Source organism: Rhizobium sp. BR 362 (assembly GCF_036528765.1).
Lineage (GTDB): Bacteria > Pseudomonadota > Alphaproteobacteria > Rhizobiales > Rhizobiaceae > Rhizobium.
Genome location: NZ_JARWGH010000004.1, coordinates 43,768 through 57,765 on the forward strand (window position 1 = coordinate 43,768; position 13,998 = coordinate 57,765).

Annotated in this window: 15 protein-coding genes; 10 read left to right on the plus strand and 5 right to left on the minus strand. The window is 58.7% G+C overall.

From position 1 onward, the window contains the following. Positions 1 to 18: 18 nt before the first annotated feature. The gene (locus tag QDY28_RS06725; RefSeq protein WP_331380922.1) at positions 19 to 894 is read right to left on the minus strand and encodes an alpha/beta fold hydrolase; all 876 of its coding nucleotides are present in this window, start codon (positions 892 to 894) and stop codon (positions 19 to 21) included. Between the two features lie 86 nt (positions 895 to 980). Next, a complete protein-coding gene (locus tag QDY28_RS06730; RefSeq protein WP_331380923.1) occupies positions 981 to 1,730 on the minus strand; it encodes a sulfite exporter TauE/SafE family protein in 750 nt (249 codons plus the stop codon). Positions 1,731 to 1,831: 101 nt separating this feature from the next. Between QDY28_RS06730 and QDY28_RS06735 the strand changes: the two genes are divergently transcribed. Then, positions 1,832 to 2,812 carry a LysR substrate-binding domain-containing protein gene (locus tag QDY28_RS06735; protein ID WP_331381269.1) on the plus strand — a complete coding sequence of 327 codons (981 nt, stop codon included), beginning with the start codon at positions 1,832 to 1,834 and terminating at the stop codon, positions 2,810 to 2,812. A gap of 247 nt (positions 2,813 to 3,059) precedes the next feature. Here the strand turns inward: QDY28_RS06735 and QDY28_RS06740 are convergent, their stop codons facing one another. Beyond that, positions 3,060 to 3,605: a cytochrome b gene (locus QDY28_RS06740; protein ID WP_331380924.1), complete on the minus strand. Its 546-nt coding sequence runs from the start codon at positions 3,603 to 3,605 to the stop codon at positions 3,060 to 3,062. Then, entirely contained in the window at positions 3,586 to 4,062 is a 477-nt protein-coding gene (locus QDY28_RS06745) for a MarR family winged helix-turn-helix transcriptional regulator (RefSeq protein WP_331380925.1), read from the minus strand. Before QDY28_RS06745 ends, QDY28_RS06740 begins: the two co-directional genes overlap by 20 nt. 98 nt (positions 4,063 to 4,160) lie before the next feature. Here QDY28_RS06745 and QDY28_RS06750 point away from each other — a divergent pair, with 98 nt between their 5' ends. The 3 genes from QDY28_RS06750 to QDY28_RS06760 all read left to right on the plus strand — a co-directional run bounded on the left by QDY28_RS06750 (position 4,161) and on the right by QDY28_RS06760 (position 7,136). Then, on the plus strand, positions 4,161 to 4,529 hold the full coding sequence (locus tag QDY28_RS06750) for an antibiotic biosynthesis monooxygenase family protein (RefSeq protein WP_331380926.1): 369 nt from the start codon (positions 4,161 to 4,163) through the stop codon (positions 4,527 to 4,529). Between the two features lie 502 nt (positions 4,530 to 5,031). Beyond that, a complete protein-coding gene (locus QDY28_RS06755; protein ID WP_331380927.1) occupies positions 5,032 to 6,084 on the plus strand; it encodes a proline racemase family protein in 1,053 nt (350 codons plus the stop codon). A gap of 50 nt (positions 6,085 to 6,134) precedes the next feature. Continuing rightward, a complete protein-coding gene (locus tag QDY28_RS06760; RefSeq protein WP_331380928.1) occupies positions 6,135 to 7,136 on the plus strand; it encodes an Ldh family oxidoreductase in 1,002 nt (333 codons plus the stop codon). An 82-nt stretch (positions 7,137 to 7,218) separates the two neighbouring features. Here the strand turns inward: QDY28_RS06760 and QDY28_RS06765 are convergent, their stop codons facing one another. Further along, a complete protein-coding gene (locus tag QDY28_RS06765) occupies positions 7,219 to 7,899 on the minus strand; it encodes a GntR family transcriptional regulator (RefSeq protein ID WP_331380929.1) in 681 nt (226 codons plus the stop codon). Positions 7,900 to 8,135: 236 nt separating this feature from the next. On the opposite strand from QDY28_RS06765, the gene QDY28_RS06770 reads away from it, so the two are divergent. From QDY28_RS06770 to QDY28_RS06795, 6 genes are all read left to right on the plus strand, one after another. Next, a complete protein-coding gene (locus QDY28_RS06770; RefSeq protein ID WP_331380930.1) occupies positions 8,136 to 9,137 on the plus strand; it encodes an ABC transporter substrate-binding protein in 1,002 nt (333 codons plus the stop codon). 232 nt (positions 9,138 to 9,369) lie between these two features. Further along, positions 9,370 to 10,641 carry a tyrosine-type recombinase/integrase gene (locus QDY28_RS06775; RefSeq protein WP_331380931.1) on the plus strand — a complete coding sequence of 424 codons (1,272 nt, stop codon included), beginning with the start codon at positions 9,370 to 9,372 and terminating at the stop codon, positions 10,639 to 10,641. Then, positions 10,622 to 11,167, plus strand: a complete 546-nt coding sequence (locus QDY28_RS06780) for a hypothetical protein (RefSeq protein ID WP_331380932.1) — start codon at positions 10,622 to 10,624, stop codon at positions 11,165 to 11,167. Before QDY28_RS06775 ends, QDY28_RS06780 begins: the two co-directional genes overlap by 20 nt. Before the next feature lie 152 nt (positions 11,168 to 11,319). Further along, positions 11,320 to 11,553, plus strand: coding sequence for a hypothetical protein (locus QDY28_RS06785; protein ID WP_331380933.1), 234 nt, complete (start codon positions 11,320 to 11,322; stop codon positions 11,551 to 11,553). Between the two features lie 333 nt (positions 11,554 to 11,886). Continuing rightward, positions 11,887 to 12,711, plus strand: coding sequence for a DUF7146 domain-containing protein (locus QDY28_RS06790; protein WP_331380934.1), 825 nt, complete (start codon positions 11,887 to 11,889; stop codon positions 12,709 to 12,711). Next, positions 12,711 to 13,934: an ArsR family transcriptional regulator gene (locus QDY28_RS06795; protein ID WP_331380935.1), complete on the plus strand. Its 1,224-nt coding sequence runs from the start codon at positions 12,711 to 12,713 to the stop codon at positions 13,932 to 13,934. The genes QDY28_RS06790 and QDY28_RS06795 overlap by 1 nt, the downstream gene beginning before the upstream one ends. The last annotated feature ends 64 nt before the right edge of the window (positions 13,935 to 13,998 follow it).

Here is a 13,998-nt window from a genome sequence, read left to right on the forward strand (position 1 = left end):
TTTGAAATATGATGATCATCATTTATCCGAACAATCGGAAGCGCGCAACCAAATCCCGCACAAGCAAGATCCGGATACATTCCCGAGCTCTGCCGCAATCTCGCGAAGGAAAGCCAGCATCGCATCGTTGAACTGTGCCGGCCGCTGCAGCGGCGCGAAATGGCTGACGCCGGGAAGCAGGATAAGCTCGGCGCCGGGAATGCTGCGGGCGAGATGGTCGGCGTGGTCGCGCTTGATGAATTCGTCGTGCTGGCTGTGGACGATTGCAACGGGAACGTCGATCTCGGCGAGATCGGCGGCGGAGTAGTTCGGCTGCGTCCGCTGCATCAGGCCGACCGCCTGAACGAAGGCGTCGAACTGATCCGGCGTGGCCGAGAGGGCGGCGTAGTCCTTCACGTGACGGGAAAAGCAGCGGTCGATGACCGGCGTGGGTACGAATTCTTTCGTGCCGCTGGGGTCCATGTTGCAGGCGAAATAGAAAACGCCCGCGATGCGTGCCGGATTGGTCCTGCCGAGAATCAAACCGGTGCACGCTCCGTCGCTCCATCCGACGACCGCTGCTTTTTCGATGCGCAGTCTGTCCATAACCGCCAAGACGTCCGATGCCATCAGCTCATAGCTATAGGGCCGCAAATCGCGCGTACTGCGCCCATGGCCACGGCTATCGATGACGACGGCGCGGTAGCCGGCATCGATCAAGGCCGGAACCTGATACCCCCAATTGCCGCTGTTCCCGAGACCGCCATGCAGCAGGATCACCGGCATGCCAGCACCGTAGGCCGCATACCAGATGCGGGCGCCGTCGTGTTCCACATGCCCCTGGACATCCGTAGCCGGCAGCGCCGCCGCGCCATCTGCGGCAAATTTTTCGAGATCGTCGTCCTGAAATTCCATGCTGATCCGCCTCCCTAAGACACCGCTCTTATATCGCATGACGCCGCGAACTCGAAGGCGGAAGAGGGACTTTGCCGGCTGTTGCGCTAGAAAAACGGGCGAAGGGCCAACTCGGCACCGAGCACGATCAGGGCGATCAGGAACCATCGGCGAAACGTTGCGGGACTGACCTTCCGCCGGACCGCCTGACCCAGCCACATACCGAGCAGCGCCGGCGCGACAGCGAGCGAGGACATTGCCAGATTATCGAGCTGAAAAGCGCCGCGCGACGCCAGTCCGATCGCAAGCGCGATGGTCGAGACCGTGAAGGAAAGCCCGAGAGCCTGGATCAGATCGTCCTTGGCCAAACCGAGCGCCTGAAGATAGGGAACCGCTGGAATGACGAGGACGCCGGTGCCTCCGGTGACAGTGCCGGTCATCAGACCGACCAGAGCGGACAGCCAGGGCTCAGCCCGCTTCGGCACGGACAATTGCCGGGCAAACAGGGTGTAGCCGGCATAGATCACCAAGGCAATCCCGAGCGCCATCGTGGTCCATTGGGTGTTGCCGCTTGCCAGCATAGAGGAGGTGGCAATTGTACTGATCAGGATGCCGAGCAGCATCGGCCACAGCCTTCCGGCGAGTGCGGCGAAACGCGGTCCGGCGAATAACTGCCAGACATTGGAGATGAAGGACGGCACGATCAGCAGGGCCGCCGCCGCGACGGGAGGCATGATGGCGCCGAGCAGCCCCATGGCAACCGTCGGCAAGCCCATGCCGGTAATACCCTTGACGATACCGGCGAGGAGAAACGTCGAAGCAGTAGCGAGGAACAGCCAGGAAGAATGATCGAACATGCCGTCATTTGTGGCAATTCGGCAGGCCGCCCGCAATGCGGATGATCCTAACTGAGCCTTAGGCTGTTCCGAAGACTGGGGGCGTGATAGCCTTCCGGTCCATGCGTTTCGATCTCACCGACCTTCGCCTGTTCCTGCTCGTCGTCGAGGCGGGCAGCATCACCCATGGAGCAGCGCGCGCCAACCTCACGCTTCCTTCGGCCAGCGAACGGCTGCGCGGAATGGAAGAGCTGAGCGGCCTGCGCCTGCTCGAACGAGGGCGCAGGGGGATCGCGCCGACGGCAGCCGGCGAGGCTCTTGCCCATCACGCCCGCATCATCCTTCGGCAGATCGACCATATGCAGGGCGAGTTGGGCGTCTATGCCAAGGGACTGAAGGGCAATATCCGGCTGCTGGCGAATACGGCCGCCATCACAGAGTTTCTTCCCAAGGCTCTCGCGCCCTATCTCGCAAGCCGTCCCCATATCGACATCGATCTGAATGAACGGCTGAGCAGCGAGATCGTGAAAGCGGTGGCGGGCGGTCTGGCGGAGATCGGGATTATCTCGGATGCGGTCGACGCCGGCAATTTGCAGCTTCTGCCCTTCGCCGTCGACCGCCTCGTCCTCGTCGTGCCTGCCGATCATCCTCTCGCAATGGCAAAGGCGCTTGCATTTGCGGAGATCGTCAGAGAGGAATTCGTCGGTCTGACGATCGGGAGCCCTCTGCAGGATCATATCGACGAGCACGCGGCCCGCGCCGGCCATCCCCTGAAATTTCGTATCCGGATGCGAACATTCGATGGCATCTGCCGAATGGCAGCCGATGGCGTCGGCATCGGAATCGTGCCGGAAACCGCCGCAAAAAGATGCCGCCGATCGATGCCGATCCGAACTATCCGCCTGACCGACGGCTGGGCAACCCGCCGGCTTTTGCTCTGCATGCGCGCGATCAAGGAGCTGTCTCCCTTCGCGCGCGATTTGGTCGAGCATTTGAAGACGGCGGCTGAGGGCAAACCGGGTCCGCTGCCTGAGTTGTCGGGCCTTCCGGCCACTGCTGCAGCTCGCAAGCCATTGACGGCCCGCAGGGGGGACAGCTCATAAAGTCGGCTATTCGCCGCTGAAAGGAGCCTGCGCCGCGTTCTCGAAGATTACACCACGCCGGTCGGCGGCTTTTATGCCGTCATCCCAGCAACCAGCACCTTTCGCCCTCGGTTAGGGCCTTCATTGAACTCGTAGTAAGGAAGATCAGCACTATCGGTTTCGACGAGAACGACGCTATAGGGCCGAAAGCCTCGCGAATGGGAGTTCGCCACAACTCCCAAATCTTGTGAGTGGGTTCAGCACATCCCTAATTGCCGGACCACCCGACATACCACATGCGCCTAAGCCCGCCATTGCGGCGAATGATTTGGTGGTACAGGGCCGCACCGGCATGAAACACCAGCAGCCCCACAAGCAAAAAGGTACCGAAACCATGAAGTGCCCGGGGCGGATAGTTGGCGAAGTTCGGCAGCATCGCTCCAGGCGCTCCGAACACAGCGGGTGCCGCGCCGCTCACGATCATCATTCCGATGCCGCTGGCAGCCATGCCAAGAATGACGACGTAGAAGGTGATGTGAACCCCGGCTGCGACGCGCTCCTGCCAGAGAAGCGATCCTTTCGCCGGCAGCGGCTTCCGATCAAGGCGCCACCACCAGACAATGCGAAGTATGGTCAAGAACAGAACGATGATCGCCACTGGAATATGGAAGCGTAGGAGGGCAGCCTTGCTGGTCGCATCCATAGCATTTGCGGCCCGGAAGCCGGAGCCGAGCAGGGCGAGGATCGGGATGGCACTCAGCCAGTGAATTGAGACTGCGACCGCGCCATAGCGGTCAGACCTGCTCTTCAGCATCTTCGTTTCTTTCCAATTTGCCGCGCAGCGTCAACATGACCCTACGCATCGTTTCGATGTCCTCGATCGGAAGGCCATCCGAAAGTTCGTTGACCCATGGCGCCTGCAGACGCATGGCGGCGTCGAATGTCTGCTTCCCCTTATTCGTCATCACGATGAGCTGCGCCCGCCGATGATGCGGATTGGGCTCGAAAGCAACGAGTCCTTCCCTCTCCAGATCGTTGACGATGCGCTGCACATTTTGGCGGTTGGCTCCCATGTCGCGCGCCAGCCATGCGACCGGCTGCGGCCGGTCCGCAGAATTGATAGCGCCGAGGATCTGCCAACGGGCACTCGTCAGGCCGAGCGGAGCAACCAGCCTGTCGCCGGAGGCGAGTACGCGGCTGTGAAGCCTGAATAGGTCGAGAATCAGATCGGTCAGAGCGATTCCGGCCGGCGTTCGTTTGGTTTCGTTCATTTGTCATCCTATAATCTAATTGACATCATCATGTCAATTGTCCTACGTTTATAGTGCACCATATTGACATCATACAACCATATCGAACGGAGCGCACCATGTCACCAATGCGTCCACTGGACCCCTCATTTCCGATTGAACGTCAGATCGCCGTCGAGGCCGCCCCTGTCATCCTCGTAAATCTTTTCACGCTCGATAAGGCGGACGAGGAGACTTTCCTCACCGCTTGGCAGGACGATGCCGCATTCATGAAACAGCAGCCGGGTTTCATTTCGACCCAGCTCCACCGCGCGGTCGGTGACAGCCCCACCTATCTCAACTACGCCGTCTGGGAAACCATGGCTGATTTTCGTGCCGCGTTTGCGCATCCGGAATTCAGGAAAAAAATCTCAGTCTATCCATCCTCGGCCGTTGCTTCCCCGCATCTGTTCCAGAAGATAGCGATCCCCGGCATCTGCCTGGCGTAGACGCGACTGGGGCAAGCCGATCGCAAGCGCGACGGTCAAAAGCGTGAAGGAAAGCCGAACCTGGATCAGACCGTCCTTCCCAAACCGAGGCCTGAACGGCCGGCATGAGGACACCGGCACCCCGCACGAACAACAATGCCGCCGCAACGGTAGGCATGATGGTGCCGAGCGGCCCCATGGCGACCGTCGCAAGCCTATGACACCCTCGACTATCCCGGTGAGGAGAAACGCCAAAGGGCTGGCGAGGATCAGTCAGGAAGAATGATCGGACATGCCGCCATTTGCCACAATTCTGGACGCCGTCCGCAATGCGGATGATCCGAAGTGAGAATATTCACTTGACCTTGAGCGAAGATCGTATACGTTATCCGTATTGAATATCGTATACGATATCGTGGTTGGTGCTGGGGAACGAAGGGAGTGCCCTGCGCCCATCGCGCACGCAGGCACTTTCTTCCCCACGAGCTCAAACGAACAAACTCAAGCACAGGAATCAGTCGATATGGCGTTCAAAAGAACAATTCACGCTGTTGATACGCACGCCGGCACGCCCATGCGCGTTGTCACCGGGGGCATTCCGCATATCCCTGGAAACTCGGTGTACGAGAAGATGAAATGGCTGGAAAGCAACGACGATCAGTTGCGCAAGCTGCTGTTGCGTGAGCCTCGCGGCTACTCGGCGCACTGCTGCAATATTATCGTGCCGCCAACTCATCCCGAAGCTGACGCGGGCTATGTGATCATGGAGCAGATCGAGTATCCCGTAATGTCTGGAGGCAATACCATCTCGGTGGTGACGGTATTGCTGGAAATGGGCATGCTTCCCATGAAAGAACCCGTCACCGAGCTGGTTCTCGAGGCTCCCGCCGGTTTGATACGCGTCAAGGCGGAATGCAAAGACGGCAAGGTCAAGAATGTCACGTTCAAGAATGTACCCGCATTTGCGGCTCATCTGGACGCTGTCATCGACGTGCCTCATCTTGGTAAGATTACCGTCGATGTTGGCTGGGGCGGGATGTTCTACGTCATTGCGGATGTCCGTCAGTTCCGTGGTCTTGAACTGATACCGGAGCATGGCAGAGAGATTGCGCGCGTTTCATCGATGATCAGGCAGGCAGCCATCGAACAGTTGCCGGTCGCGCATCCGGACTATCCCGGCGTCGGCATCACGATTTCGCAACTTTCCGGGCCGACCGATGATCCGAACGCCGATTGGAAAAATGCGGTGACGATGGCCTCGGGCGATTTTTCCTGGGATAATCCGGCCACCTGGACCGGAGCGCTTGATCGCTGCCCCTGTGGCACGGGCACTTGCGCAAAAATGGCCGTACTGCACGCAAAAGGTGAATTGCCGCTGAATCAGGCGTTTCGACATCAAGGTATTCTGGGCAACATTTACACCGGTCGTCTTGTCGAAGAGGCAATGATCGCAGACAAGCGCGCGGTCGTGCCGACCGTCACCGGCACGAGCTGGATTTATGGACTGAATACGATTGTATTGGACAATGATGATCCCTTCATCGAGGGATTTACAGTCGGAGATACCTGGGCCTAGTTGTCCAAGCTTCAGGCTTAATGTCTTCAAAACAGAACTGGACATTTGACATGAATGAAGAGGTAGAACTCGCTCAAGCGGAAGCCGAAGAACTGGCGACACGAGCATGCCTGGCAGCGGGCGCCAACACATCGAGCACGCGCTCGCTTGTGAACGCGACATTGTCTGCCGCACTCTACGGTCCCGCCGCGCTCGGTTTCCCGCATATGGTGGACTACCTCAATAGCTTCCGTGAGGGGCGTATCAAGTGCGATCCAACGCCCACCTTAGCGCGTCCCTTCCCTGCATTCTTTGTCTCCGACGCCGACAAAGGCATAGCACAGCTCGGTTTCGACCTCGCATTCCAGGGCTTAGTCGAAGCGGTGCGAAATTTTGGAGTTGCCGTCTTCACCCAAACCAACAGCTACACCGCGGGAGAGCTGGGTTATTACGTTCGCAGGCTTGCGGAAGAAGGAATTGTCGGGCTGGCGGCGACAAACGCCAACGCTATGGTGGTTGCAAAGGCGGGCGGCCCGGCGGTCTACAGCACAAATCCAATGGCGTTTGGATTTCCGCTGGGGGACCGCTCGTTGCCATTGATTATCGACCAGGCTTCGAGTGCTACGGCCTTCGTCAACATCGTGGCTGCAGCTACTGAGGGCCGGCCGATCCCGGAAGGATGGGCAGTCGATGAAAATGGAACGGACACCCGCGATCCCGCCAAGGCACTTACCGGGGCCCTATTGCCTTTCGGCGGCCGCAAAGGCGCGAATATAGCATTGCTGGTGGAAATGCTCTCCGCCGGCCTGTCCGGAGGGCCGTGGTCGTTGGACACGGCAGACTTCAGATCGGGTGACGCATCTCCGGCAGTAGGATTAACGGTAATTGCCGTTATGCCAGGCCCCGCTGATGATGATCGCGTTGGCCGGGCGCATAAGCAAGCACTCCGCCTGCAGGGTCACGGTGTGTTCATTCCGGGTGTGGACGGGATTCCGTTCCCTCGATCGTCGTCGCACGGGGTGAAGATGCCGCGTCATGTATTTGAGGCGATTTGCCGCTTTTCCTCAACGTAGGCGTCTCGTTAGGATCGGCCGTCGCCCTCTCGCGGAACTCCACTATCATCTCGTCAGCGGAAGTCCGATCGGGATGACGATTTTACGATTTACCAGTCGCTTTTGGCCGATGCGTCAAGAGAGATTCGCAGGCACGCATGATGTGGGCATGAACCAGCGCAGCGGCCTCATCGACCTTACGTTTGCGGCATAAATCCAGGATCTGTCTATGTTCTCGATCCGCAGTTTCCTGCCCACTGGAGAGGGAAAGCTGGACCCTCAGATACCGTTCGATTCGATCATTCACGGATCTGATCATGCTTAATAGATACGGGCGATCGGCATCCTCGTAGAGGCAGGAATGGAACTGCCAATTGAGTTCGGCCCACCTTGCGACGTCGGTTTCTTGTGCGAAGGCATCGCAGTAGGATTGCGCTCGCTCGAATGTTGCCTCGGTCATATTCGGGATCGAAAACCGTATTGCGCTGGATTCCAATATTGCGCGAACTTCGAAGATCTGAACGATTTCGGGTTCGGAAACAGACGTTACAATGGCGCCCTTGTTCCGTTGGAACGCGACGAGCCCCTCGGCCTCAAGCCGCTTCAAAGCTTCCCGTACAGGGATTTTTGAGACATTGAACATGCGGGCGACGTCATCTTGGCGGATGGGCTCACCCTCGTCCAAAGTGCCGTCAATAATTGACTCGCGAATGAACTTGAGGATGACGTCGGACGCCGTCGGCGCGGCTCCGAGATTTGGAATAATTTCTGATTTCAGCGGCATTCGAACCTATTCCACAGCCACGGCATAACTCACGAATATCGTAGACGATGTTGGATCTCAAGATACGGGTTGAGCTTTTATGGTAGATCGTATACGTTATTTCTGAATATCGTATACGGTAATCGGCCAGGAACCGTTCTCTGCGAAATACCCAGGCTTCTTACCGTTGGCTCAGAGCGGGCAAACGCGGCACCCTGCCTCTTGAACGAACGCCGCAAGAAAAAGAGGGAACAGTAGTGAAGAAACTGATTGCATGCACATCCCTGATGTTCGGTCTTTTCGGCGGAGCGTCGATTGCAAGCGCCGCGGAATGCGGCAGCGTCACCATCGCCAGCATGAACTGGCAAAGTGCCGAGGTTCTGTCGAATCTCGACAAGATCATTCTCAACGAAGGCTATGGTTGCAACGCCGAGATCACCGTCGGCGACACGGTTCCAACCATCACCTCCATGGCGGAAAAAGGCCAACCGGATATCGCACCCGAGGCCTGGATCGATCTGCTCCCCGACGTCGTCAAAAAAGGAACGGACGAAGGCCGCATTATCAAGGTCGGCTCGCCGCTTCCAGATGGTGGCGTCCAAGGCTGGTGGATTCCTAAGTACTTCGCCGACGCCCATCCGGACATCAAGACTATTCCGGACGTTTTGAAACATCCTGAGCTCTTTCCCGACCCGGAGGACTCCAAGAAAGGTGCCGTTTTCAACGGCCCGCAAAGCTGGGGCGGCACGGTCGTCACTGCGCAATACTATAAGGCCTTTGGTGCCGCGAAAGCAGGTTTCACGCTGGTCGACACCGGCTCCGCAGCCGGCCTGGACGGCTCGATTGCCAAGGCGTACGAGCGCAAGGAAGGCTGGGTCGGTTACTACTGGGCGCCGACTTCGCTCATTGGAAAGTATCCGATGGTCAAGCTTGAGGCGGGCGTGCCCCTTAATTCCACCGAGTGGAAGCGTTGCATTACCGTCGCCGATTGCCCCGACCCGAAACCAAGCGCGTGGCCGGTCGACACAATCGTAACGTTGGTATCCAAACCATTCTCCGGAAGGGCCGGTCCTGAGGTCATGGACTATCTGAGTAAGCGCTCCTGGAGCAATGATACTGTCAGCAAACTTATGGCCTGGATGACCGACAATCAGGCGAGCGGCGAAGAAGGTGCGAAGCACTTCCTCAAGGAGAACGCGGAGATCTGGGCGAAATGGGTATCGCCCGCGGCGGCCGAGAAGATCAAGGCGGCGCTCTAAGCTGGCTAAGTGCGGCGTGCGCATGCGCGCCGCACTTCACGGCAGGCATATCACTGGTATGGACATTGATAGAATGGCGGACAGGGAGACCGCTGAACTGTCGTTGCAGACCATCTCAAACCATAGCAAAAACCCTGCATTTGCGGGCATTTTTGTATATGAGCACCATTACATCATAGCAGACAATAGCATATGATTGCACCGCGAAGGTGCAAGTAAAGGTGCAAGTGAAATGCCACGAAATACGAACAAGCTCTCGGCGACGGGGGTCAGGAATGAAACAAGACCCGGGCGGCATGGCGACGGCGCGGGCCTCTACCTGCAGGTTTCCGAGAGCGGCAGCCGGTCATGGATTTTCATGTGGAAGGACGGTGGCAAGCGCACCGTCATGGGGCTCGGTGCCTATCCCGCCGTTTCGCTGGCCGATGCGCGCGACAAGGCGACCGAGTGTCGCCAGCAGATCGCCAAAGGGCTCAATCCACTGGCCGAAAGGTGCAAAGAGACCACGCCGACGTTCCGGGTAGCGGTCGAACGCTTCCTCGATGCGCAAAGGCTTGCGTCGTGGAAAAACCCCAAGCATCGCGCCCAATGGAGCATGACCCTTGGAGAGGCTTATTGCGCCGTCATCCTCGACAAAAAGGTAGACGAGATCGGCACCGCCGAAGTGGTCAAGGTGTTGAAGCCGGTGTGGCAGACAAAGGCGGAAACCGCCTCGCGTCTCAGGGGACGCATCGAGCGTGTGCTCGCCTTCGCGGAGGCGCAACGCTGGCGGCCGGAAGGCAAGAACCCGGCGCAGTGGAAGAATGGGCTAGATGCTATCCTGCCGAAACGCATGAAGCTGACGCGCGGCCATCACAGGGCAATGACCTATGAGGCTATGCCTGCCTTTGTTTCGGCCTTGAGGGCATCAGTCGGCATAGCGCCTCGGGCGCTGGAATTCCTTATTCTCACTGCCGCCCGTTCAGGAGAGGCGGTCGGCGCACGATGGGAAGAGATCGATTTCAAGCAGGAGCTTTGGACCGTTCCCGCTGAGCGCATGAAGGCGGGACGCCCTCATGAAGTGCCGTTGTCGCCGCGCGCGCTGGAAATCCTGAAACTTATGGCGTCGATGAAAGAGGAAGCGAACGACTTCGTGTTTCCGGGGCAGAACGCGACCATGGCCGCCAACCGCAAAAAGCCAAAGGCCCACCCTATCAGCGGCAGTTCGTTGGAAATGCTGCTCCGGCGCTTGAAGATAAAGGATGCCGCAACGATCCATGGTTTTCGCTCCTCGTTCCGCGACTGGGTTGGCGATGAGACCAATTTTGCGCGCGAGGTGGCAGAAGCCGCGTTGGCGCATGCCGTTGGCGATGAGGCCGAAAAAGCCTATCGCCGCAAAACCGCGCTGGCCAAGCGCCGTAAGCTGATGGAAGCGTGGGCGAATTACCTCAATAGCGACATGGTGAAAGTTGTCAAAATCGAGGAACGCAGGCGGCGCGCGGTTGATGATCGTGCGTCAGCATGAGAAGATTTCCGACAGCAGGTTTCCCTGCGCCATCAAGGTGCGGCGCGAGGTGCAGCGCGTGAATGATGATAAACCCACTTTCCGTAACAAACCGCTGGCATTGGCGTTCATGGAAGCCATCGCAAGAAATGAAGGGGTCGAGCAGCTTCGTTGTTTCCTCGTCGAAAAACTTAGAAGCTCCGACGATGCAGTGTGCCAAGCCCTTGCTGATATGTTCGACCCGGCTGCTGATACGCCGGTTCGCGCTAGTCTCACGCTTGGGTGGAGAGATCACGCGAACCCCGCACGCGACATTGAAATAGCACATGCCGTCAACGCACTTCTCAAAGACGGGAAGAGCCAGAAGACGGCATTTCACGAAGTCGCAACACAGAAGCGCTTCGTTCGCCCGGCCAGCAAAAACAAACGTGAGCGGGTCTTATCAGACCGGCAGGTCAAGGAAATCTGGTTGAAACAGCGCGAGAAGATCAGCGATGACGCCACGTGGTTTGCAAATCATCAGCGCGAAATAGCGGATGATGTCTAGGCGTAGATCGTCAGCCAAACGCACCGACACCGCTCCGCCAACATCTCACAATAATTTTGGTCGCTCTGCTCGTGAGCAGAAGGGACAAAAGGGAGAAAGACCGCCGTTAATAAATGCATATCATCGGTGATCGTCTTATTTCGGAGGCGATCATGACTGGCCGAACTTTCTCAAACTACCCGGCGCAGAGAATTTACAGTTTCGCGGCAGCCAGCCGTATTCTTGGACGCCACGTGTCGACATTGTTCCGGCAGGCAAAGGAAGGCACGCTGAAGACGGTCGATACCCCGCTTGGACGCCGTATCCATGTCGACGAAATCCGCCGTCAATCGGGCGAGATAGTCGACGAAGAGCCGTCCACGCAAACCGACATCGAAACCGCATGAAAAACCCGCCCACGTTTGCGACGACATGTGGCGGGCTCTCATGCTTCCGGTAAATGACCCCGATGGCCGGAGCATAGTCCACGCCCCTATGAAGCGCAACGTGGCAGTCCGAAAGGTGCTCCACGATGACTTGCAATCGCAAAATCCATACCCCACGCCATCAGCTTGTTCGCAGTTTCAAGGCACTCAAATCGGTTCGGCAGCCAAAGCCGCCAATCGCCTGCCGCTGCTGTCCGCATTATCAGACCATCCGCGCCCAGCGCGACCTTGCGCACCACGATATTGATGAGCTTTGGCGCATGATCGACACCCACATAGCGCGGAGGGCGGACGATGATTGAGTTTCATCGTCTCGCCTCGATCCTCGATGGCCGCCCGCTTGCCGATTGCCAGTGCCCGGAATGCATGACCGGTTGTTCGCCGCACGGGCAGGCCCGCAAGGTCCTGCGGCTCTGGCGGCTGTCGGATCGCGCGATCAGCTATGCATGCGCGAGGTGCGGCGCTTCCGGTTTCGTCACGTCGGGTGAGGCAAGGACCCTCGCTCCTGCCGAGTGGGCGGCCATGAAAAGGAGACAGGCTGAGGCAAAAGCAGGCGATGAGGCCGAAAAGGAACGCAAGCGGCAACTCGCCATGCGGCTGTGGTCGCGCGGACGACCGGTCGCAGGCACCCCCGCCGAAACCTATTTCCGCAGACATCGCGGCATCGCCTGCCCATTGCCGTCAAGCCTGCTCTGGCTGCCGCCCTCCTGCCGGTTTCCCGGAGCCGCGATGCTGCCCTTCGAGGACCCGGCGACAGGAACGATCAAGGGGCTGCATCTGACGACACTCAAGGCTGACGGGATGAAGATCGAAAAGAAGATGCTCGGTCCCGGTTCGGCGGGTTATCCGCTCGTATGTGCCATGCCTGAAGGCTGCGATCATCTCGTCATAGCCGAGGGTGTCGAGGAAGCGCTTTCGCTGCATCAGGCGACAGGGTTGCCGTCATGGGCCGCCGGTTCGGCCGGGCGGCTGCCGGGGCTTGCTGCCCATGTTCCGCTCTGGGCGCGTCTGGTGACGATCGTCAAAGATGACGACGACGCCGGGCGAATGGGCAGCCTTAAACTGCAACGGCTGATGCACCGGCAGCGCCGCGAAGTCGCAATACTGGAGGCCGTTTGATGGATATCAACGACCATCTGCGCGCCGGTGGCGAGGACGAGGTTCGGAAGCTTTTCGACGCGGCTTGGCTGAAGCGCCGAACCGCGCTGGACGAAGCACAGGCGGTATTTCGAAAGTGGCTTTCCGACAGCTATGACACGGCTATTCTCCACGCGATCGTCGCCGCTAGGGTCAGCCACGATCTGGCCGGTATTCCGCTCTGGCTGCTCGTCGTTTCCGGTTCCGGCGCGGCGAAGACGGAGAGCGTAACATCGCTTCGCGAAACCGGCGTCCATATCGAAAGCACCATCGCATCCGAGGGCGCGCTGCTCAGCGCCTCGCCAAAAAAGAGCCATGCCAGAACAGCAACCGGAGGGCTCCTGCGCAAAATAGGCGACAGCGGCGTGGTCGTTATCAAGGATGTGACCACGATCCTGTCGATGCCATCCGTCGCCCGTGCGCCGATGCTGGCGGCATTGCGGGAAATCCATGACGGAAAATGGACCCGCAACGTCGGGACGGACGGGGGCCAGACGCTCGACTGGGAAGGCCGCGTCACTGTGATTGGAGCCGTCACCTCAGCGTGGGACGAGCATCACGGGGTCATCGCCATGATGGGCGACCGCTTCGCGCTGATGCGCTTCGACAGCAACGATTACCGGAGCGAGACTGGCCTGCAGGCGATTATGAACGGCAGCTATGAAACCCACATGCGCGACGAAATGGCGAGGGCTGTCAAGGCTGTCGTCGATGCCGCTGACTATGCGGATATCAGCCTTGCCGACGCGGAGATGCGGACGCTCGTCGCTATTGCCGATGCCGTCACATTTATCCGCACCGCCGTCGTTGTCGATTATCGCGGCGATATCGTCGACGCGCATCTGCCGGAAGCGCCGACGCGGTTCGCCAAGCAGCTGGCGCAACTGTTCAAAGGCGCGCTTGCCATCGGTATGAGCCGTGAGGACGCGATGAAACTGGTTGCCCGCTGCGGTCATGACACCGCGCCGCCGTCGCGGCTCTCGGTCCTGATTGATGTGGAAGCTAATCCGGGGACCAATATCACTGCCAGCGCAAAGCGCCTAGGCAGGCCGCGCAACACTGTGAGACGATGGTTTCATGCCCTGCTCATCCTCGGCCTTCTGACCTCAAGAGAGCTAGCCGACGGCAGCGATGGATACTGGATCGGCAAACGGCTGAACCGCGTCGGCTTTGCGCTGATCACGAAATCGGGGGGTGTCCGGTAAAAAATAATAGAAGTTAATTTTAATAAGAAAAATAAAGGGAAGAGGTGTTTTCAGCTGTGCTCCC